The organism is Pseudomonas sp. H2_A10 (assembly GCF_054680085.1).
The window spans coordinates 5,121,018-5,142,537 of sequence record NZ_CP162821.1; the positions used below are offsets into that span (position 1 = coordinate 5,121,018).

18 protein-coding genes and 1 pseudogene are annotated in these 21,520 nt (G+C 59.1%); 7 read left to right on the forward strand and 12 right to left on the reverse strand.

What is annotated here, in order from left to right; translation table 11 throughout:
* Window positions 1-44: 44 nt before the first annotated feature.
* From AB4O23_RS23760 to sdhC, 5 genes and pseudogenes are all read right to left on the reverse strand, one after another.
* Window positions 45-2,877, reverse strand: a pseudogene (locus AB4O23_RS23760) (2-oxoglutarate dehydrogenase E1 component).
* A 261-nt stretch (window positions 2,878-3,138) separates the two neighbouring features.
* The gene (locus AB4O23_RS23765) at window positions 3,139-3,843 is read right to left on the reverse strand and encodes a succinate dehydrogenase iron-sulfur subunit (protein WP_003172807.1); all 705 of its coding nucleotides are present in this window, start codon (window positions 3,841-3,843) and stop codon (window positions 3,139-3,141) included.
* Between the two features lie 11 nt (window positions 3,844-3,854).
* Complete coding sequence (gene sdhA / locus AB4O23_RS23770) at window positions 3,855-5,627, reverse strand: succinate dehydrogenase flavoprotein subunit (RefSeq protein ID WP_017529313.1); 1,773 nt, start codon at window positions 5,625-5,627, stop codon at window positions 3,855-3,857.
* Between the two features lie 3 nt (window positions 5,628-5,630).
* Complete coding sequence (gene sdhD, locus AB4O23_RS23775) at window positions 5,631-5,999, reverse strand: succinate dehydrogenase, hydrophobic membrane anchor protein (RefSeq protein WP_003172805.1); 369 nt, start codon at window positions 5,997-5,999, stop codon at window positions 5,631-5,633.
* Window positions 5,993-6,367 carry a succinate dehydrogenase, cytochrome b556 subunit gene (gene sdhC, locus AB4O23_RS23780; protein WP_003172804.1) on the reverse strand — a complete coding sequence of 125 codons (375 nt, stop codon included), beginning with the start codon at window positions 6,365-6,367 and terminating at the stop codon, window positions 5,993-5,995. The genes sdhD and sdhC overlap by 7 nt, the downstream gene beginning before the upstream one ends.
* Before the next feature lie 365 nt (window positions 6,368-6,732).
* Here sdhC and gltA point away from each other — a divergent pair, with 365 nt between their 5' ends.
* Window positions 6,733-8,022, forward strand: coding sequence for a citrate synthase (gene gltA, locus AB4O23_RS23785; protein WP_014717728.1), 1,290 nt, complete (start codon window positions 6,733-6,735; stop codon window positions 8,020-8,022).
* 170 nt (window positions 8,023-8,192) lie between these two features.
* Here gltA and AB4O23_RS23790 read toward each other — a convergent pair whose 3' ends face one another.
* The 3 genes from AB4O23_RS23790 to AB4O23_RS23800 all read right to left on the reverse strand — a co-directional run bounded on the left by AB4O23_RS23790 (window position 8,193) and on the right by AB4O23_RS23800 (window position 11,271).
* Complete coding sequence (locus AB4O23_RS23790) at window positions 8,193-9,851, reverse strand: cation acetate symporter (protein ID WP_017529314.1); 1,659 nt, start codon at window positions 9,849-9,851, stop codon at window positions 8,193-8,195.
* Entirely contained in the window at window positions 9,848-10,159 is a 312-nt protein-coding gene (locus AB4O23_RS23795) for a DUF485 domain-containing protein (protein WP_016972153.1), read from the reverse strand. Before AB4O23_RS23795 ends, AB4O23_RS23790 begins: the two co-directional genes overlap by 4 nt.
* A 260-nt stretch (window positions 10,160-10,419) precedes the next feature.
* Window positions 10,420-11,271, reverse strand: coding sequence for a glycine betaine ABC transporter substrate-binding protein (locus tag AB4O23_RS23800; RefSeq protein ID WP_017529315.1), 852 nt, complete (start codon window positions 11,269-11,271; stop codon window positions 10,420-10,422).
* A gap of 333 nt (window positions 11,272-11,604) precedes the next feature.
* Here AB4O23_RS23800 and AB4O23_RS23805 point away from each other — a divergent pair, with 333 nt between their 5' ends.
* The gene (locus AB4O23_RS23805) at window positions 11,605-13,158 is read left to right on the forward strand and encodes a glycoside hydrolase family 17 protein (protein ID WP_223496476.1); all 1,554 of its coding nucleotides are present in this window, start codon (window positions 11,605-11,607) and stop codon (window positions 13,156-13,158) included.
* 5 nt (window positions 13,159-13,163) lie between these two features.
* Here AB4O23_RS23805 and AB4O23_RS23810 read toward each other — a convergent pair whose 3' ends face one another.
* Window positions 13,164-13,526: a hypothetical protein gene (locus AB4O23_RS23810; protein ID WP_460150281.1), complete on the reverse strand. Its 363-nt coding sequence runs from the start codon at window positions 13,524-13,526 to the stop codon at window positions 13,164-13,166.
* A gap of 235 nt (window positions 13,527-13,761) precedes the next feature.
* On the opposite strand from AB4O23_RS23810, the gene AB4O23_RS23815 reads away from it, so the two are divergent.
* Complete coding sequence (locus AB4O23_RS23815; RefSeq protein ID WP_141063719.1) at window positions 13,762-15,060, forward strand: serine/threonine protein kinase; 1,299 nt, start codon at window positions 13,762-13,764, stop codon at window positions 15,058-15,060.
* Window positions 15,053-15,841: an MlaA family lipoprotein gene (locus AB4O23_RS23820; RefSeq protein WP_003172793.1), complete on the forward strand. Its 789-nt coding sequence runs from the start codon at window positions 15,053-15,055 to the stop codon at window positions 15,839-15,841. Before AB4O23_RS23815 ends, AB4O23_RS23820 begins: the two co-directional genes overlap by 8 nt.
* Before the next feature lie 92 nt (window positions 15,842-15,933).
* Here AB4O23_RS23820 and AB4O23_RS23825 read toward each other — a convergent pair whose 3' ends face one another.
* A complete protein-coding gene (locus tag AB4O23_RS23825) occupies window positions 15,934-16,296 on the reverse strand; it encodes a DUF805 domain-containing protein (protein ID WP_078823841.1) in 363 nt (120 codons plus the stop codon).
* Between the two features lie 136 nt (window positions 16,297-16,432).
* Window positions 16,433-17,347 (reverse strand): DUF808 domain-containing protein, encoded by a 915-nt coding sequence (locus tag AB4O23_RS23830; protein ID WP_460150282.1) that lies wholly within the window; start codon window positions 17,345-17,347, stop codon window positions 16,433-16,435.
* A gap of 135 nt (window positions 17,348-17,482) precedes the next feature.
* On the opposite strand from AB4O23_RS23830, the gene AB4O23_RS23835 reads away from it, so the two are divergent.
* The gene (locus AB4O23_RS23835) at window positions 17,483-18,088 is read left to right on the forward strand and encodes a TetR/AcrR family transcriptional regulator (RefSeq protein WP_017529321.1); all 606 of its coding nucleotides are present in this window, start codon (window positions 17,483-17,485) and stop codon (window positions 18,086-18,088) included.
* A gap of 117 nt (window positions 18,089-18,205) precedes the next feature.
* On the opposite strand, the gene AB4O23_RS23840 is transcribed toward AB4O23_RS23835, so the two are convergent.
* Window positions 18,206-18,646, reverse strand: a complete 441-nt coding sequence (locus AB4O23_RS23840) for a GlcG/HbpS family heme-binding protein (protein ID WP_017529322.1) — start codon at window positions 18,644-18,646, stop codon at window positions 18,206-18,208.
* A gap of 256 nt (window positions 18,647-18,902) precedes the next feature.
* Between AB4O23_RS23840 and gcl the strand changes: the two genes are divergently transcribed.
* Together gcl and hyi are read left to right on the forward strand one after the other, a co-directional pair.
* On the forward strand, window positions 18,903-20,678 hold the full coding sequence (gene gcl / locus AB4O23_RS23845) for a glyoxylate carboligase (RefSeq protein ID WP_460060871.1): 1,776 nt from the start codon (window positions 18,903-18,905) through the stop codon (window positions 20,676-20,678).
* A gap of 10 nt (window positions 20,679-20,688) precedes the next feature.
* Window positions 20,689-21,471 carry a hydroxypyruvate isomerase gene (gene hyi / locus AB4O23_RS23850; protein ID WP_017529324.1) on the forward strand — a complete coding sequence of 261 codons (783 nt, stop codon included), beginning with the start codon at window positions 20,689-20,691 and terminating at the stop codon, window positions 21,469-21,471.
* The last annotated feature ends 49 nt before the right edge of the window (window positions 21,472-21,520 follow it).

The following is a 21,520-nucleotide window of genomic DNA, read 5'->3' on the forward strand; positions in this document are numbered from 1 at the left end:
TATCTGTGGGTCCTTAAAATTCGGTTTCAGTCAGCGCGAAGGCGTTAAACAGTGAAAGCATCTTGCAGCAGTTTTTCCTGCTGCTCGGCGTGCATCGACGCATAGCCACACGCAGGCGCAGCAGAAGCATCACGACCGGCATACTCCAGGCCCAGGGCCTTGTTGTGATTGCCGATGCTGCGACGCAAGTGATGCTGGCTGCTGTACCAGGCGCCCTGGTTCATCGGTTCTTCCTGACACCAGACCACGTTCGTGAGGTTGGTATAAGGCGCGATGATCTCCATGAGGTCATCTTCCGGGAACGGGTAAAGCTGCTCGATACGCACAATGGCGATGTCTTCGCGGCCTTCGGCACGGCGTTTTTCCAGCAAATCGTAGTAGACCTTGCCGCTGCACAGGATCAAGCGAGTGACTTTGGCGGCGTCCAGCGTGTCGATTTCCGGAATAACGGTCTGGAACGAACCTTCGGCCAGATCTTCCAGGGTCGAGATGGCCAATTTGTGACGCAACAGCGACTTGGGCGTCAGCACGACCAGCGGCTTGCGCAGCGGGCGGATCACCTGGCGACGCAGCAAGTGGTAGATCTGGGCCGGGGTCGTCGGCACGCACACCTGGATATTGTGCTCGGCGCACAGTTGCAGGTAACGCTCCAGACGGGCCGAGGAGTGCTCAGGCCCCTGACCTTCATAACCGTGCGGCAGCAGCATGGTCAGACCGCACAGGCGGCCCCACTTGTGCTCGCCGCTGGTGATGAACTGGTCGATAACCACCTGGGCACCGTTGGCGAAGTCGCCGAACTGGGCTTCCCAGATCACCAGCGCGTTAGGCGTGGTGGTGGAGTAACCGTATTCGAACGCCAGCACGGCTTCTTCGGACAGGAACGAATCGTACAGGTCGAAACGTGGCTGGCCTTCGTACAGGTTCTGCAACGGGATGTAGGTGCCCGCGTCTTTCTGGTTGTGCAGCACCGCATGACGGTGCGAGAACGTACCGCGGCCGATGTCCTGACCGGTCATGCGGATCGGGTGACCTTCGAACGCCAGGGTCGCGTACGCCATGGTTTCGGCGTAGCCCCAGTTGATCGGCAGGCCACCGGCTTGCATCTTCTGACGGTCTTCGTAGATCTTCGCAACCTGGCGCTGCACCACGAAGCCTTCTGGGATTTCCAGCAGCTTGGCGGACAGTTCCTGCAGGGTCTTGAGGTCGAACGAGGTGTCGTGACGCGCGGTCCAGGTGTGACCCAGGTACGGACGCCAGTCCACGAACAACTCTTTGTTCGGCTCTTTGACCAGGCTTTTTACTACATGCAGGCCGTTATCCAGGGCGTTGCGGTATTCATCGATCTTCGCCTGAACACGCGCCTCATCCATCACACCGGCCTTGGTCAGGCTTTCGGCGTACAGCTCACGGGTGGTGCGCTGCTTGGTGATCTGCTGGTACATCAACGGCTGGGTGCCGCTCGGTTCGTCGGCTTCGTTGTGACCGCGACGGCGGTAGCACACGAGGTCGATCACCACGTCACGCTTGAACTGCATGCGGTAGTCGACAGCCAGTTGGGTCACGAACAGCACGGCTTCCGGATCATCACCATTCACATGGAGGATCGGCGCCTGGATCATCTTGGCAACGTCGGTGGCGTACTCGGTGGAGCGCGCATCCAGCGGGTTGCTGATGGTGAAGCCAACCTGGTTGTTGATGACGATGTGAACAGTACCGCCGGTCTTGAAACCGCGGGTCTGCGACATCTGGAACGTTTCCAGAACCACGCCTTGACCGGCGAACGCCGCGTCGCCGTGGATGGAAATCGGCAGAACCTTTTCACCGGTGGTGTCGTTGCGACGGTCCTGACGAGCACGGACCGAACCCTCGACCACCGGAGAAACGATTTCCAGGTGGGATGGGTTGAAGGCCATGGCCAGGTGAACTTCACCGCCGGTGGTCATCACGTTGGACGAGAAGCCCTGGTGGTATTTAACGTCACCGGAACCCAACTCGACCTTCTTCTTGCCTTCGAACTCGTCGAACAGCTCGCGCGGGTTCTTGCCGAAGGTGTTGACCAACACGTTCAAGCGACCACGGTGAGCCATGCCGATCACGATTTCCTTGGTACCGTAGGAACCGGAACGCTGGATCAGCTCGTCGAGCATCGGGATCAGGCTTTCGCCGCCTTCCAGACCAAAACGCTTGGTACCCGGGTATTTGGTACCCAGGTATTTTTCCAGGCCTTCGGCTGCGGTGACGCGCTCAAGCAGGTGGCTGCGCACGTCGGCGGACAGCACCGGACGGCCACGCACGCCTTCCAGACGATGCTGGAACCAGTGGCGTTGCTCGGAATCGGTGATGTGCGTGAATTCAGCGCCAATGGTGCGGCAATATGTCTGCTGCAACGCTTCGTGAATTTCGCGTAGGCTCGCTTCCTCTTTGCCGATGAACAGGTCGCCGGCACGGAAGGTCGTATCAAGATCGGCATTGGTCAAGCCGTAATGATTGATCGACAGGTCAGCCGGTGCAGGACGCTGCCAGAGCCCCAGCGGGTCAAGCTGGGCCGCCTGGTGGCCGCGCATGCGGTGAGGCCTGGATCAGTCGCAGTACTTCAACTTGCTTCTTCTCATGCTCACTGCTCACGCTGCCGGCGGAAACCGGTTGGGCGCGGCGCTGGTTCTTTGCCAGCAGCACAAATTGATCGCGAATTGTTGCGTGCGATACATCGGTGGCAGCGTTGCCGTCTGAAGACAACGTCTGAAATTTGGTGCGCCATTCTTCTGGCACAGCGTTAGGGTCGTGCAGGTAGAGCTCATAAAGCTCTTCCACATAGGCAGCGTTACCACCTGAAAGATAGCCGCTGTTCCACATGCGCTGCATCACGCTTTCTTGCATGCTTGGTCACCCTCGATTTGGGGACACCACCGGCGAAAACACCGAGTTTGCTTGCAAAAGGCCAAGTGCAGCGACCAAAACAAGCCACTTAGGATCACGCTGATAGTTCGGGTACCAACCCGAATGCCCCTGCTTGTCTCATTTCTTCAAAATAAGAGCTGCGGCTTTGTAAGTCGCTGCTCAAGTTAAAACTACGGCGCCGGTTGAAGCCTGCGCCGCAGCATTTACGGGCACAACGGTCCTGCTCTATTGCAACGTCAGTTACACGCCGCTTTGCAGCAACATGTTACGGATGTGACCAATGGCCTTAGTCGGGTTCAGGCCTTTAGGACATACGTTGACGCAGTTCATGATCCCGCGGCAGCGGAATACGCTGAACGGGTCATCCAGCGAAGCCAGACGCTCGGACGTCTTGGTGTCACGGCTGTCTGCCAGGAAGCGGTACGCTTGCAGCAGTGCAGCTGGGCCCAGGAACTTGTCCGGGTTCCACCAGAAGGACGGGCACGAAGTCGAGCAGCAGGCGCACAGGATGCACTCGTACAGACCGTCGAGCTTTTCACGTTCTTCAGGGGACTGCAGACGTTCGATGGCCGGAGCCGGCGTATCGTTCTGCAGGAACGGCTTAACTTTCTCGTATTGCTTGTAGAAGATGCTCATATCGACGACCAGGTCACGGATAACCGGCAAACCTGGCAGAGGACGAACGATCAGCTTGTTGCCTTTGACCACGGCCGACAGCGGCGTGATGCACGCCAGGCCGTTTTTGCCGTTGATGTTCATGCCGTCGGAACCGCACACACCTTCACGGCAAGAGCGACGATAGGAGAAACCTTCGTCCTGCTCTTTGATCAGTGCCAATACATCCAGCACCATCAGGTCTTTACCACCGGTATCGACCTGGAATTCCTGCATGAACGGCGCGGCGTCCTGATCAGGGTTGTAGCGATAAACACTGACTTTCAACATGGCAGCCACCCTTAGTAAGTCCGAATCTTCGGTTCAAACGTCGGCACCGTCTTCGGCGAGAAGTTCACGGCACGCTTGGTTACGCGCTTGTCACCCGGGAAATACAGGGTGTGGCACAACCAGTTTTCGTCGTCGCGATCTTCAAAGTCTTCACGAGCGTGAGCACCACGAGATTCTTTACGAACCTCGGCGGCGATCGCAGTCGCTTCAGCCACTTCCAGCAGGTTTTGCAGTTCAAGGGCTTCGATACGAGCAGTGTTGAACGCCTGGCTCTTATCGTTGATCTTGACGTTGGCGATGCGCTTGCGCAGGTCAGCCAACTGGGCGATACCCTTCTGCATGTATTCGCCGGTACGGAACACACCGAAGTAGTTCTGCATGCAGCTTTGCAGTTCACGACGCAGGGTCGCCACGTCTTCACCATCGGTACGCTCGTTCAGAGCGTTCAGGCGCGCGAGGGCGGTCTCGATGTTGGCGTCGGTGGCGTCATCGTATTCGATGCCGTCGGTCAGGGCTTTTTCCAAGTGCAGGCCGGCAGCGCGACCGAATACCACCAGGTCGAGCAGCGAGTTGCCGCCCAGGCGGTTGGCACCGTGAACCGATACGCACGCCACTTCGCCTACGGCGAACAGGCCATGAATGATCTCGTCCACGCCTTCGGCGTTCTGGGTGATCGCCTGGCCATGAATGTTGGTCGGCACGCCGCCCATCATGTAGTGGCAGGTTGGAACAACCGGAACCGGAGCAACCACTGGGTCAACGTGGGCAAAGGTCTTGGACAGCTCGCAGATACCTGGCAGGCGGCTGTGCAGTACTTCTTCACCCAGGTGATCGAGTTTCAGCAGTACGTGATCACCGTTAGGGCCACAGCCGTTGCCGGCGATGATTTCTTTAACCATCGAACGGGCAACCACGTCACGACCGGCAAGGTCCTTGGCGTTCGGAGCATAACGCTCCATGAAACGCTCGCCGTGCTTGTTGATCAGGTAGCCACCTTCGCCACGGCAACCTTCGGTTACCAGTACACCGGCGCCGGCGATGCCGGTTGGGTGGAACTGCCACATTTCGATGTCTTGTACCGGCACGCCTGCACGCAGAGCCATGCCGACGCCGTCACCGGTGTTGATCAGGGCGTTGGTGGTCGAGGCGTAGATACGGCCTGCACCGCCGGTCGCCAGCACGGTAGCCTTGGCGCGGATGTAGGTGGTTTCACCGGTTTCGATGCAGATGGCGATCACGCCAACAAATGCGCCGTCGGCGTTCTTTACCAGGTCGACCGCGTAGTACTCGTTCAGGAACGTAGTACCGGCTTTCAGGTTGCCTTGATAAAGGGTGTGCAACAGCGCGTGACCGGTACGGTCGGAAGCCGCGCAGGTACGGGCAGCCTGGCCGCCTTTACCGTAATCCTTCGACTGGCCGCCGAATGGACGCTGGTAGATACGACCTTGCTCGGTACGGGAGAACGGCAGACCCATGTGGTCCAGCTCGAACACCGCGGCAGGGCCTTCCTGACACATGTATTCGATAGCGTCCTGGTCACCGATGTAGTCGGAGCCCTTGACGGTGTCGTACATGTGCCAGCGCCAGTCATCGTTCGGGTCGGCGGAGGCGATGGCGCAAGTGATGCCACCCTGGGCCGAAACGGTGTGGGACCGCGTCGGGAACACCTTGGTGATCACGGCAGTCTTGTGACCACCCTGGGCCAGCTGCAGCGCTGCGCGCATGCCGGCACCGCCGCCACCAATAATGATGGCGTCGAAGGAAATAGTAGGAATGTTAGCCATGAATCAGATACCCCAAAGAATCTGCACACCCCAGACGAAGTAAGCGAACATCGCGACGCCGCATACAGCCTGGAAGAGGAAACGGACTGCGGTCGCAGACTTGCCCAGCGCCATCGGCGTGAGGTAGTCGGTCGCGATGGTCCACATGCCGACCCAGGCGTGAGCGCCCAGGGCTACAAGGGCCAGCAGACTGAAGATTCGCATCGCATTGTGGGAAAACAGGCCGTGCCATTGCTCATAGCCGATGCCCGGATTTGCGACGAGGTATCCGATCAGGAAAATGAAATAAGCCGCGAGAACGACCGCAGACACACGCTGTGCCATCCAGTCATAGAGGCCCGAACGCGACAGATTCGTTACGCTGGTTACCATATCCAAACTCCTGCCAGAACGATCAGCACCACGGAAATGGCGATGATGATTTTCGAGCCCAGGCGGCCGCCTTCCAGCGTCTCACCGATGCCCATATCCATGATCAAGTGGCGCACACCGGCTACCAGGTGATACAGCAGAGCGGACAGGAGGCCCCATGCTACGAACTTGGCCAGCGGGCTGGTCAAGCATGCCTTCACCTCGGCGTAACCTTCCTCGGAACCCAGGGATTTGCTCAATGCATAAAGCATGATGCCCAAGCCCAGGAACAGGATGATGCCGGAAACACGGTGCAGGAACGACGTAACGCCGGTGATGGGGAGTTTGATGGTCCTTAGGTCTAGGTTTACAGGTCGTTGGCTATTCACGGCTTTTTTTCACACTGAAGAGCCCCTAACAATCAGGGCAAAGTTGTTGGGGAGTGCGACTGGTCAGGTAAGCACCACCCAGGGAGTGCGACCCCCAATGAAAGCAAGCCCAAAAGCCCTTGGCGGTCGGTGGCCGAGTATAGACAGTTAGGTTACTAATGACAACGCGCGCACCTCACCCTAATAGCGGATTGCGCTGGCGGGATAAAAGGCGTAAATGGCAGTTAATTTCGACGAAAAAGTACGGTTAAAGCCTTCTGGAGCAAGACTTTAGGCAAATTGACATCTGAATTTATCTCACTATAGTGGTGCGGGCCCTGCGTGGGGGGTCTGTCTGATGATTTGAAGCATAAATAGGAGGCCACATGGCTGACAAAAAAGCGCAGTTGATCATCGAGGGCGCAGCCCCCGTCGAGCTGCCCATTTTAACCGGCACCGTTGGTCCCGATGTAATCGACGTACGGGGCCTGACGGCCACGGGCCGTTTCACTTTCGACCCAGGCTTCATGTCGACCGCCTCTTGCGAGTCGAAGATCACCTATATCGACGGCGACAATGGCATTCTGCTGCACCGGGGCTACCCGATCGAGCAACTGGCTGAAAAGTCGGACTACCTGGAAACCTGCTACCTGCTGCTAAATGGCGAATTGCCAACAGCCGAGCAAAAAGCCCAGTTCGTCAGCACCGTGAAGAACCACACCATGGTTCACGAGCAGTTGAAGACCTTCTTCAACGGCTTCCGTCGCGACGCCCACCCGATGGCCGTCATGTGCGGCGTGGTCGGCGCCCTGTCGGCCTTCTATCACGACTCCCTCGACATCAATAACCCGCAGCATCGCGAAATCTCCGCGATCCGCCTGGTTGCCAAGATGCCGACCCTGGCCGCAATGGTTTACAAGTACTCCATGGGTCAACCCATGATGTACCCGCGCAACGACCTGACGTACGCGGAAAACTTCCTGCACATGATGTTCAACACCCCGTGCGAGATCAAACCGATCAGCCCGGTACTCGCCAAGGCCATGGACCGGATCTTCATCCTCCATGCCGACCACGAGCAGAACGCCTCGACGTCCACCGTGCGCCTGGCGGGCTCTTCGGGTGCCAACCCGTTCGCCTGCATCGCCGCCGGCATCGCCGCGCTGTGGGGCCCTGCCCACGGCGGCGCGAACGAAGCCGTATTGACCATGCTCGATGAAATCGGCGATGTCTCCAACATCGACACCTTCATCGCCAAGGCCAAGGACAAGAACGATCCGTTCAAGTTGATGGGCTTCGGTCACCGGGTCTACAAGAACCGCGACCCGCGCGCCACCGTGATGAAGCAGACCTGCGACGAAGTGTTGAAGGAACTGGGCATCAAGAACGATCCGCAACTCGAACTGGCCATGCGCCTGGAAGAGATCGCCTTGACCGACCCGTACTTCATCGAGCGCTCGCTGTACCCGAACGTCGATTTCTACTCGGGGATCATCCTCAAGGCGATCGGCATTCCAACCAGCATGTTCACCGTGATCTTCGCCCTGGCGCGGACCGTGGGCTGGATCTCCCACTGGAAAGAAATGCTCTCCAGCCCGTACAAGATTGGCCGCCCGCGCCAGCTGTACACCGGCTACGAGTCGCGCGACATTACCAAGCTGGAAGATCGCAAGTAAGCAATCAGCTTAAGTTGTACTGAAAACGGCCTCCCTTAGTGGAGGCCGTTCTTATTTGTGTCTCCTGATCTACCGCTATCGGGAGCAAGCCATAGCCCAGACACCCCAGAACCCCAGATAAAAAAATACCCCGGCCTTGCGACCGGGGCACTTCTTATCCAGCGACAACCTTAGTGGTTAACCGCCCCACTCGCCCCCAGGCCAGTCTGCGAACGCACAAACTGCGGGAAGTACAGTGCACGCTCTTTCTCTGCCGCCGCCGACTTGTCGGTGATGGAGAAGAACCAGATACCCACGAACGCGATGATCATCGAGAACAGCGCCGGGTATTCGTACGGGAAGATCGCTTTTTCATGGTGCAGGATCGACACCCAGATGGTCGGACCCAGCACCATCAGGCCCACGGCACTGATCAGGCCCAGCCAGCCGCCGATCATCGCGCCACGGGTGGTGAGGTTTTTCCAGTACATGGAAAGCAGCAACACCGGGAAGTTACAGCTGGCGGCAATCGAGAACGCCAGGCCCACCATGAATGCGATGTTCTGGCTTTCGAACAGGATACCCAGACCGATGGCCAGCACGCCCAAGGCCACGGTGGTGATCTTCGACACACGAATCTCGTCCTTATCGTTGGCCTTGCCCTTCTTGATCACACTGGCATACAGGTCATGGGACACCGCCGAAGCACCGGCCAGGGTCAAACCGGCAACCACCGCCAGGATGGTGGCGAAGGCCACGGCCGAGATGAAGCCCAGGAAGATACTGCCGCCCACTGCGTTGGCCAGGTGCACCGCCGCCATGTTGTTACCGCCCAACAGTGCGCCGGCAGCATCCTTGAACGCCGGGTTGGTGCTCACCAGCAGGATCGCGCCAAAGCCGATGATAAAGGTCAGGATATAGAAGTAGCCGATGAAACCGGTGGCGTACAGCACGCTCTTACGCGCTTCCTTGGCGTCGCTTACAGTGAAGAAGCGCATCAGGATGTGCGGCAGGCCGGCGGTACCGAACATCAGTGCCAGGCCCAGGGAGAATGCCGAGATCGGGTCTTTCACCAGGCCGCCAGGGCTCATGATCGCTTCACCTTTGGGGTGAACCTTGATCGCCTCGGAAAACAGCATGTTGAAGTCGAAGTTGACGTGCTTCATCACCATCAGCGCCATGAACGAAGCACCGGACAGCAGCAGCACGGCCTTGATGATCTGCACCCACGTGGTGGCCAGCATGCCGCCGAACAGCACGTACATGCACATCAGGATGCCGACCAGGATCACCGCTACATGGTAGTCCAGGCCGAACAGCAGTTGGATCAGCTTGCCCGCGCCGACCATCTGCGCGATCAGGTAGAACGCCACCACCACCAGCGAACCACAGGCCGACAGGCTGCGGATCTGGGTTTGCCCGAGGCGGTAGGACGCCACGTCGGCAAAGGTGTATTTACCCAGGTTACGCAAGCGCTCGGCGATCAGGAACAGAATGATCGGCCAGCCCACCAGGAAGCCGATCGAGTAGATCAAGCCGTCATAGCCAGAGGTATACACCAGCGCGGAAATCCCCAGGAAGGATGCCGCCGACATGTAGTCACCGGCAATCGCCAGGCCGTTCTGGAAACCGGTGATCTTGCCGCCGGCCGCATAGTAGTCGGCCGCCGACTTGTTACGCTTGGAAGCCCAGTAAGTGATGCACAGGGTGGCACCGACGAATGCGATGAACATCACGATGGCCGAGATGTTCAGCGGCTGCTTGTGCACTTCACCGGTCAATGCGTCCGCCGCCCAAACGGCAGGAGCAAAAAGCGAAGCGCCGAATACTGCCAGTAGACGACGGATCATTGCGCAGCCTCCTTGAGAATCGCATTGTTCAGGTCGTCAAACTCGCCATTGGCCCGACGCACGTAAATGCCGGTCAAAATGAAAGCGGACACAATCAGCCCGACGCCCAGGGGAATGCCCCAGGTAATCGACGAACCAGGGCTGAGCTTGGCCCCCAGTACTTGTGGCCCGTAAGCGATCAACAGGATGAAAGCGGAGTAAAGCCCTAGCATGATCGCCGAGAGAATCCAGGCGAACCTTTCCCTTTTTCTCACCAGCTCCTTGAAACGCGGGCTGTTTTGAATCGAGAGGTAAATGCTGTCGTTCATTGTTTTTATCCTCGCAGCACAGCTTTTTTATTATTGGAACATGGCCACTGTATGCGGCTGCCGAACAGGTTCCAGACGACCTTAGTAGTAGATCGAGTGTAGCGAGGGATTGGGAGGGCGCAGAAACATTTGCGGGAGGGTGAAACCAATGTGGGAGGGGGCTTGCTCCCGACTGCGGCATGTCAGTCAATATTGCTTAACTGGCACACCGCAATCGGCAGCAAACCCCCTCCCACAAGGGATTGCATCAAGGTAGTGAATTACTTAGCGGTCCACTCGGCCACACGCTCAGGGTGCTTGGCGACCCAATCCTTGGCCGCTGCTTCAGGCTTGGCGCCCTCCTGGATGGCGAGCATGACTTCACCGATTTCATCCTTGGAGGCCCACTGGAATTTTTTCAGGAAGGCCGCGACTTCCGGCGCTTTCTTCTCCAGGCCCTTGCTGCCGATGCTGTTGACGGTCTCAGCAGCACCATAAATCCCTTTTGGGTCGTCCAGGAAACGCAGTTTCCACTTGGCGAACATCCAGTGTGGCACCCAACCGGTGACGGCAATGGATTCCTGCTTATCTTCGGCACGCGTCAGTTCAGCGATCATCGCCGCACCCGAACTGGCTTGCAGTTTGTAATCGAGACCGTACTGCTTGATGGCTTCGTCGGTCTTGAGCATTACGCCTGAACCGGCGTCGATACCGACGATCTTGTTCTTGAAGGTGGTGTCGGTCTTGAGGTCTTCGATGGACTTGGCCTTGACGTACTCCGGCACGATCAAGCCGATCTTGGCATCTTTGAAGTTGGGGCCGTAGTCGACCACCTTGTCCTTGTTCTTGGTCCAGTACTCACCGTGGGTCACCGGCAGCCAGGCGGAGAGCATGGCGTCGAGTTTGCCGGTGGCAACGCCCTGCCACATGATCCCGGTGGCGACCGCTTGCAGTTTCACGTCATAACCGAGCTTTTGTTTGATCACTTCTGCCGCCACGTGGGTGGTGGCAACGCTGTCCGACCAGCCATCCACGTAGCCGATGCTCAGGGTTTTGCTGTCGGCACTGGCCAGTGTGGAGCTCATCGCAACTACCAGAGTGGCAGCCGCGCCCAAGAGTCGTCGCATCTTCATCGTACTTCCCCGAAAGTGCTGCGCCCGACGGATGCCGAGCGACGTCAACCTGTTGTTATGTGGTGCACCACGCCCCCTTCACGCGCATCGATCCGGTGGCTGCGGTATCAGTGGAGTGCTGACAGCCTGATCATCAACCTGCCGGGTTCATCGACCTGCTCTGTCAGCGACCTCAGGTAAGCAAGAAACGACATCACATCGCCAGCAGGACGATTATGAGGACATGGCGTCAAAATCCCGCCCGAAGTTTGCATGTCAAAAACATGCTGCTGCCACTGGCGAGGGCCAAATCCGGGTAAGATGCGCGCCTTTGCTCCCCCAGATAAGCCGACCATGCCCGCGACTGCCCGCTTCCCTGCCCTGCCCTATTGCTTCGCTCTGATCCTTGGCCTGCTGGCCATTGCCGGCTACTGGTACGGCCTCGGCCGGCCGGTGGCGCTGCCGGACGTGGCCAGTGCCAGCCACAAGCTGCAATGTGCGTCCTACACGCCGTTCGACAAGGACCAATCGCCGTTCGACCAGCCTTTCACACTGCGCCCTGCACGCATGGACGCCGACCTGGCGCTGCTGGCCACGCGCTTCGAATGCATCCGCACGTACTCCATGACCGGGCTGGAAGCCTTGCCTGGCCTGGCGCGCAAACATGGGTTGAAGCTGATGATCGGCGCCTGGGTCAGCAGCGACCCGGTGGCGACCGAAAAGGAAGTCGATCAGTTGATTGCCTCGGCCAACGCCAACCCCGATGTCGTGACTTCGGTGATCGTCGGCAATGAAGCCTTGCTGCGCAAAGAGGTCACCGCCACGCAACTGGTGCGACTGATCCAAAAAGTCAAAGGCCAAATCAAGCAACCGGTGACCTATGCGGATGTCTGGGAGTTCTGGCTGCAACACCCGGAAATCGCCCCGGCGGTGGATTTCCTCACCATCCACCTGTTGCCGTACTGGGAAGATGACCCGTCCGGCATCGACCAGGCCCTTAAGCATGTGGGCGAAGTGCGCCAGACCTTCGGCAACAAATTCGCGCCCAAGGATGTGCTGATCGGCGAAACCGGCTGGCCCAGCGAAGGTCGCCAGCGCGAAACGGCGGTGCCGAGCCGGGTCAATGAAGCCAAATTCATGCGCGGCTTCGTGGCCATGGCCGAAGCCAATGGCTGGCGCTACAACCTGATCGAAGCCTTCGACCAGCCGTGGAAGCGTGCCAGTGAAGGGGCCGTGGGCGGGTATTGGGGCCTGTTCGACGCCGACCGCCAGGACAAGGGTATCCTCGCCGGGCCGGTGACCAATGTGCCTTATTGGCCGCTATGGCTGGGCGTGGGCGGCGCCATCCTGTTGGCTACGTTGGCACTCGGTGGTCGCGTGCGCAGCGCGCGCAACGCACTCGCGCTGCCGCTGCTCGGCGCCGTTGCTGCGTGTTCCATCGGCACCTTTGCTGAACTCACCCGTATCACGGCCCGTTTTAATGATGAGTGGGTATGGGCAGGCTTGCTGGTGCTGTTGAACCTGCTGGTGCTGGCTCACGCCGCCTTGGCCTTGGGCGCCCGCGAAGGATGGCGCCAGCGTGCCTTCAACTGGCTGGAGCATCGTGCGGGCTGGCTGGTCGCGATCGCAGGGTTCGCAGGCGCGGTGATGATGCTGGCGCTGGTGTTCGACCCGCGCTACCGCAGCTTCCCGAGTGCGGCACTGGTGCTACCGGCGTTGATTTACCTGGTGCGCCCGGTGACCGGGCCGCGTCGGGAGATTGCGTTGCTGACCTTCATCATCGGTGCCGGCATTGCGCCGCAGTTGTACCGGGAAAGTCTGTTGAATCAGCAGGCATGGGGGTGGGCGGTAGTCAGCCTGCTTATGGCGTTAGCCCTGTGGCGTTGCCTGCGGGTGCGCAAGGCTTAAGAGCGCTATCGGGGCTGCCTGACCAACCGCAACCCCGCAATCACCACCGAAAACACCGCAAATGTGGTGTTGTACAACGCCAGGGCCGGCAGCCCGAACACCAGCCCCAGTACCGCCAAGCCCCATCCGCCACGGCCCGGTACGAAAAACGCCAGCACCGAGGTCATCAGCGCGGTCCAGCCCAGCACCTTGAAATGGATCAGCAGGCCCAGGTTCGAACGCAACTGACACTCCCAGCGACTGGCGTCGTCAACACAAATACCGACCCACTGGCCATCCTCCACGAAGCCGTAACGTGCGGCATAACTGGCAGCCAGCCATAACGGCAGGGCAATAAGCAGCAAAATCAACGGCAAGCGGCGGGACATGGAGCACTCCGATAGACAAAAACGGCGCTCAGCTTAATGCGCCGGCGGCCGTTAGCAAGGTACATACACACAATTTGTATTCACCCATGCGTGGCAAAGTGTATCGTCTCGCTACTATTACGCCGATTCCGACGGTATTTCCGAATTTTCGCACTGAGTGCTGGCACTTCGGTGATACGGCGGTGGTCATAGCCTGCGAACTTCATTCAGCACGTTTCCTCTTAGGGATTAAGTCATGCTCCGTTCCTTGCGCTGTGCTGCCTTACTGGGCAGCCTTTTTTTGAGTGCGTCAGCACTGGCGGTCGACATCGACCAAGCCAGCTATGGCTACCCTTTGACCAACCCGTTCGAAGCGACCATCGCCACCACCCCGCCTGACCTTCGGCCCAAATTGCCGACCGACGACGAGATCAACCAGTCCGACTACACCCTGACCATGCGCCCCGAGCGCGAGTTCAGCCTGCCGGACAACTTCTGGGCAGTGAAGAAACTCACCTATCGCATCGCCAAGCAAGACCGCGCCGCACCGCTGATCTTCCTAATCGCGGGCACCGGTGCGCGGTTTGACAGCAGCATCAACGAATACCTGAAAAAACTGTACTACCAGGCTGGCTACCACGTGGTGCAACTGTCGTCGCCCACCAGCTTTGACTTCATCGCCTCCGCGTCGCGCTTCGCCACCCCCGGCATCAGCCAGGAAGACGCCGAAGACATGTATCGTGTAATGCAAGCCGTGCGGGCGCAGAACGCCTCGCTGCCGGTGACCGACTTCTACCTCACCGGCTATAGCCTGGGTGCCCTGGATGCGGCATTCGTCAGCAAGCTCGACGAAACCCGCCGCAGCTTCAACTTCAAGAAAGTCTTGCTGCTGAACCCGCCGGTCAACCTCTACACCTCGATCACCAACCTCGACAAGTTGGTGCAGACCGAGGTGAAGGGCATCAACAACACCACCACCTTCTATGAGCTGGTGCTGAACAAGCTGACCCGCTACTTCCAGCAAAAAGGCTACATCGACCTCAACGACGCCCTGCTCTACGACTTCCAGCAATCCAAGCAACACCTGACCAACGAACAGATGGCCATGCTGATCGGCACCTCGTTCCGCTTCTCGGCGGCCGACATCGCCTTCACCTCGGACCTGATCAACCGCCGCGGCCTGATCATCCCGCCGAAGTACCCGATCACCGAAAGCACCAGCCTTACGCCATTCCTCAAGCGTGCGCTGCAGTGCGACTTCGACTGCTACCTCACCGAGCAGGTGATCCCGATGTGGCGCGCCCGCTCCGACGGCGGCAGCCTGCTGCAACTGGTTGACCAGGTCAGCCTGTACGCCCTTAAGGACTACCTGCATACCAGCCCGAAAATCGCCGTGATGCACAACGCCGACGATGTCATCCTGGGCCCGGGCGACCTCGGCTTCCTGCGTAAAACCTTCGGCGATCGCCTGACCGTCTACCCGCTGGGCGGCCATTGCGGCAACCTCAATTACCGCGTCAACGCCGACGCCATGCTGGAGTTCTTCCGTGGCTAAATATCTTTTGCTGCTCGCCGCGCTGATGTGCGCAGGCGTCGCCAATGCCGACAACAGCAAGGCCCACGAGCCGGTGACGATCGATGCCGATGGCTTCAAGGAGCCGTTGACCAAGCTCAAGTTCAACCCGGGCCTGGACCAGCGCGAATTCGAGCGGTCGTCGCTCACCGCGCTCAACGTGTATGACCCGTTGGAGTCGTGGAACCGCCGCGTCTATCACTTCAACTACCGTTTCGACCAATGGGTGTTCCTGCCCGTAGTCAACGGCTATACCTACGTCACACCAAGCTTCCTGCGCACCGGCGTGAGCAATTTCTTCAACAACCTGGGCGATGTGCCCAACCTGTTGAACAGCCTGTTGCAACTCAAGGGGCATCGCTCCCTGGAAACCACCGGGCGCCTGCTGCTCAACACTACCGTCGGTATTGCCGGCCTGTGGGACCCGGCCACCGCCATGGGCCTGCCGCGCCAAAGCGAAGACTTCGGCCAGACCCTGGGCTTCTACGGCGTACCCGGTGGCGCCTACCTGGTGCTGCCGATCTTCGGCCCGTCAAATCTGCGCGACACCGGCGGCTTGCTGGTGGATTACACCGCGGAGTCCCAGATCAACTTCCTGAACGTCTCCGAAGTCAGCTCCAACCACCCGGAAATCTGGGCCCTGCGTGCCGTGGACAAGCGCTACCAGACCAGCTTCCGCTACGGTCAGATGAACTCGCCGTTCGAGTATGAGAAGGTGCGGTATATCTATACCGAATCGCGCAAGTTGCAGATTGCCGAGTAAACAGCGCGCACAAAAAAGGCCATTCGATTGAATGGCCTTTTTTATCGCGCTGATTTTTAATCTCTTACTCAGCTAATATTTTCTGGAATTTCTCATAATTCATTTGGAGGCACGCCGTAATCGTTCACTCCCCTATCGCCTTGGGTGAACAACTGAATGGACACCAGGATAAAACCAACTACCGGTATCAAAAGCCAAAGGACGTAAGCTCCCGTGACATTTACGTCATGGAGCCGCCGGAAGGTCACTGACAACGCGGGTGGAATCATAAACAACACGTAGATACCAAATGGAACGTAGAACCACGGATTCGAATAAATACCTGCCTGGTTCGCTACCACTACGGAGCCCAACATAACCATTGCGTCCATTACTGCAAACGCCCAATACTCCCGTCTACAGGCTCGCCCACTGAACTTGGCATAGTTTTTTATCGCTTGAAAACACCAGTTCATCCTTAACCCCTTATCGATCCATTTTTTATCGCGCCACTTCACATGAAGAAGCGCGACGCATCCTATAAATGCCTGGAAAACCGAACTGTAGGATTAATCTTAAACAGCGTTTCAAACTCTACTCGATACGAACGAATCAGCGTTTCGCCGCTCGCCATGCTTTGCCAAGTATCGATACAACCGCCAGCACGACGGCCCCGGCAATAATCCCCGCCACCGCATTGAGCACTGTAGGCATCAACCACGCCAGGCCACCGACACTCTGGCTCACCGTCTCGATCCAGTGATGCACCACCGGCACGCCGTGGGTCAGGATGCCGCCACCGACCATGAACATCGCCGCCGTGCCGATCACCGACAGGCTCTTCATCATGTACGGCGCCGCACGCAGGATGCCGCCACCGATACTGCGCGCCACCTGGCCGGGCTTCTGCGTGAGCCACAGGCCCAGGTCATCCAGCTTGACGATACCGGCCACCAGCCCATACACGCCCGCCGTCATCACAATGGCGATACCGGACAACACGATCACCTGCTGCGTCAGTTGCGCATCGGCCACGATGCCGAGAGTGATGGCGATGATTTCCGCCGAGAGAATGAAGTCGGTGCGGATCGCGCCTTTGATCTTGTCCTTTTCGAAGGCCACCAGGTCGGTCGCCGGGTCGGCCACGGCTTCGACCAATCGGGCATGTTCGGTTTGATCTTCTGCCTTGCTGTGCAGGAATTTATGCGCGAGTTTTTCGAACCCCTCAAAACACAGATACGCGCCGCCGAGCATCAACAGCGGTGTGACCGCCCAGGGTGCAAACGCGCTGATCAGCAGCGCCGTGGGCACCAGGATCAGCTTATTGACGAACGAGCCCTTGGTCACCGCCCATACCACGGGGATTTCCCGCTCGGCACGCACGCCGCTGACCTGCTGGGCGTTAAGCGCAAGGTCGTCGCCCAGCACGCCGGACGTCTTCTTCGCGGCCATTTTTGTCATCAGGGCGACGTCATCGAGTACCGCGGCGATATCGTCGATCAACACCAACAAGCTGCTTCCTGCCATGAATCGGGCATCCGTATAAAGAAAGATGGCGCGAGCATAACGCGGCGCAAAGCTTTGCGGGCACATTGTTGAGGCTCGCGGATGGCCGGTGCTACCATGCGCAACCGCCGGTCTTGGCAAGGAAGTTCCTGGTTTATGAGCAGCATTCGCGAGCGCAACAAAGAAAAAATCCTGCGGGCGGCCAGCGAGGAGTTTGCCGACAAGGGCTTCGCCGCGACCAAAACCAGCGACATCGCCGCCAAGGCCGGGCTGCCCAAGCCCAACGTCTATTACTACTTCAAATCCAAGGACAACCTCTACCGCGAGGTGCTCGAAAGTATTATCGAGCCGATCCTGGCGGCCTCCACACCGTTCAACCCAGACGGCGCCCCTTCGGTGGTGCTCGGCAACTACATCCGCTCGAAAATCCGCATCTCCCGCGACCTGCCGTTTGCCTCAAAAGTGTTCGCCAGCGAAATCATGCACGGCGCCCCTCACCTGAGCGCCGAGCAGGTCGAACAGCTCAATGCCCAGGCCAGGCACAATATCGAGTGCATCCAGAGCTGGGTGGATCGCGGTTTGATAGCCGCCATTGACCCTCATCACCTGATGTTCAGCATCTGGGCCGCGACCCAGACCTACGCCGATTTCGACTGGCAGATCTCCGCGGTAACCGGCAAGGCCAAGCTGGATGAAGCCGATTATGAAGCGGCGGCGCAGACGATTATCCGGTTGGTGCTCAAGGGCTGCGAGCCGGACTGATACACCGAAGGGCCTTTGCCCATCGGGAGCAAGCCCCTCCCCCATTTGAACGGTGAACACGGTCAAAACTGTGGGAGGGGGCTTGCTCCCGATGAGGTCCTGACAGTCACTCAATACTCAAGCTGACACCCCCGCATCCGCCCGCAACCCCACCCCCTCAATCGCCGTAATCGCACACTGCTCGTCAATATCCGACGTATCCCCGCTGATCCCGATAGCCCCCAACACCACACCGCCGTGATCGCGAATCAGCACGCCACCCGGCGCCGGCACGACGCTGCCCTGCCCCAGGCTGTTCAGCGCAGCGATAAACGCCGGGCGTTGCTGTGCGTCCAGCGCCAGCAAGCGCGAGCCCTTGCCCAGGGCAATCGCGCCCCAGGCCTTGCCGATGGCAATGTGCGGGCGCAGCAGACTGGCGCCGTCTTCGCGTTGCAGCGTGATCAAGTGGCCGCCGCTGTCGAGCACGGCGATGGTCAGCGGCGCGGCCGCGATGGTGCGCCCGGCGTTGAGGGCATGGCTGGCCAATTGGCTGGCGAGTTTCAAGGTTAAAGCGCTCATGGTGCCGTCCTTCTTTTGTTATTGAGAATACGGGTGGAGGTCTGTTTGATCAGATGCTCGGCACAACAAATAGAACACAATGACTTATATTTTTGTATACAATATTTTCTCCAATGCCTTCCATCTGTCGAAAAAACGCCTTCCGCCACGCGCAAACACCCATCAATAAAATGAATTGACCTGCGTCGCTTGTCGTGAATACACTTCGACCCAACACCACTTGTATACAATTACAAAACGCAAGAGGCACCAAAACATGAGCAAAATGAGAGCAATCGAAGCCGCCGTCCTTGTCATGCGCCGCGAAGGCGTGGACACCGCCTTCGGTATCCCTGGCGCCGCGATCAACCCCCTGTACTCAGCCTTGCAGAAGGTGGGTGGCATCGATCACGTCCTTGCTCGCCACGTTGAAGGCGCCTCGCACATGGCCGAGGGTTACACCCGCACCAAGGCCGGCAATATCGGCGTGTGCATCGGCACCTCGGGCCCGGCGGGCACCGACATGGTCACCGGCCTGTACAGCGCCTCGGCCGACTCGATCCCGATCCTGTGCATCACCGGCCAGGCGCCGCGTGCCCGCCTGCATAAGGAAGACTTCCAGGCCGTGGACATCACCAGCATCGTCAAGCCGGTGACCAAGTGGGCGACCACCGTCCTCGAACCTGGCCAAGTGCCCTACGCGTTCCAGAAAGCCTTCTATGAGATGCGCTCCGGCCGTCCGGGCCCGGTGCTGATCGACCTGCCGTTCGACGTGCAGATGGCCGAGATCGAATTCGACATCGACGCCTACCAACCGCTGCCATTGGCCAAACCGCTGGCCACCCGCGTCCAGGTGGAAAAAGCCCTGGCCCTGCTCGACACCGCCGAGCGCCCGCTGCTGGTCAGCGGCGGCGGCGTGATCAATGCCAACGCCAGCGAGTTGCTGGTTGAATTTGCCGAACTCACCGGTATCCCGGTGATTCCGACCCTGATGGGCTGGGGCACCCTCCCTGACGACCACCCGTTAATGGTAGGCATGGTCGGCCTCCAGACCTCCCACCGGTATGGCAACGCGACGATGCTCAAGTCGGACATGGTGCTGGGTATCGGTAACCGCTGGACCAACCGCCACACGGGTTCGGTGGAGGTCTACACCGAGGGGCGTAAATTCATTCACGTCGACATCGAACCGACGCAGATCGGCCGGGTATTCACCCCGGACCTGGGCATCGTTTCCGACGCCGGTTCCGCGCTGACGATGTTTATCGAAGTCGCCCGCGAGTGGAAAGCCGCCGGCAAGCTCAAGGACCGCAGCGCCTGGCTGCATGAGTGCCAACAGCGCAAGGCCACCCTGCACCGCAAGACCCACTTCGACAACGTCCCCGTCAAACCGCAACGCGTGTACGAAGAGATGAACCAGGTGTTCGGAAAAGACACCTGCTACGTCAGCACCATCGGCTTGTCGCAGATTGCCGGCGCGCAATTCCTGCATGTCTACAAGCCGCGCCACTGGATCAACTGCGGCCAGGCAGGTCCCTTGGGCTGGACCATCCCCGCCGCGCTCGGCGTGGTCAAGGCCGACCCGAGCCGCAAGGTAGTGGCGTTGTCCGGCGACTACGATTTCCAGTTCATGATCGAAGAACTGGCCGTGGGCGCACAGTTCAAGCTGCCGTACATCCACGTGGTGGTGAACAACTCCTACCTGGGGCTGATCCGCCAGGCCCAGCGCGGGTTTGAAATGGACTACTGCGTGCAGCTGTCTTTCGACAACCTCAACGCGCCGGAACTCAACGGTTATGGCGTCGACCACGTCGCCGTCGCCGAAGGTCTGGGTTGCAAGGCCCTGCGCGTGTTCGAACCGGGCCAGATCCAGCCGGCGTTACGCAAAGCCCAGGCGATGATCGAAGAGTTCAAGGTGCCGGTGATCGTGGAGATCATCCTGGAGCGCGTGACCAATATTTCGATGGGCACCGAAATCAACGCCGTCAACGAATTTGAAGACCTGGCACTGGTCGGCAACGATGCGCCCACTGCCATATCCCTGCTCGATTAAGGAGAACCCTATGCCACGTTTTGCCGCCAACCTGTCCATGCTGTTTACCGAGCAGGACTTCCTCGCCCGCTTCAAAGCGGCCGCCGAGGCCGGGTTCGAGGGTGTGGAATACCTGTTCCCGTATGAGTTCAGCTCCGCCGAGATCAAGGCGCAACTCGATGCCAATGGCCTGACCCAGGTGCTGTTCAACCTGCCGGCCGGGGACTGGGCCAAAGGCGAGCGCGGCCTGGCGTGCCATCCGGACCGGGTCGAGGAGTTCCGCGCCGGGGTCAAGCTGGCCATCGCCTACGCCCAGGTTTTGGGTAACACCCAGATCAACTGCCTGGCGGGCATTCGGCCAGAGGGGGTGGATGATCAAATGCTGCAAAAGACCTTCGTCGCCAACCTCAAATACGCCGCCGACAAACTGCAAGCGGTGGGTATCAAGCTGGTGATGGAGGCGATCAACACCCGCGACATTCCAGGCTTTTACCTGAATAACACGGCGCAGGCCCTGTCGATTCGCGAGCAGGTGGGCAGTGACAACCTGTTCCTGCAATACGACCTCTATCACATGCAAATCATGGAAGGTGACCTGGCCCGCACCCTGTCCGCGCACCTGGGTGAGATCAATCACGTCCAACTGGCCGACAACCCCGGCCGCAACGAGCCGGGGACCGGGGAGATCAACTACCGCTTCCTGTTCGAGCATTTGGACCGCATTGGCTACACCGGCTGGGTCGGCTGCGAGTACAAGCCGTTGACCACCACCGAAGCGGGACTGGGTTGGCTCAAAACCCATAACGCCATCTAACAAACACAACACAAAGCCCAATGTGGCAGGGGGCTTGCCCCCGAGGGGT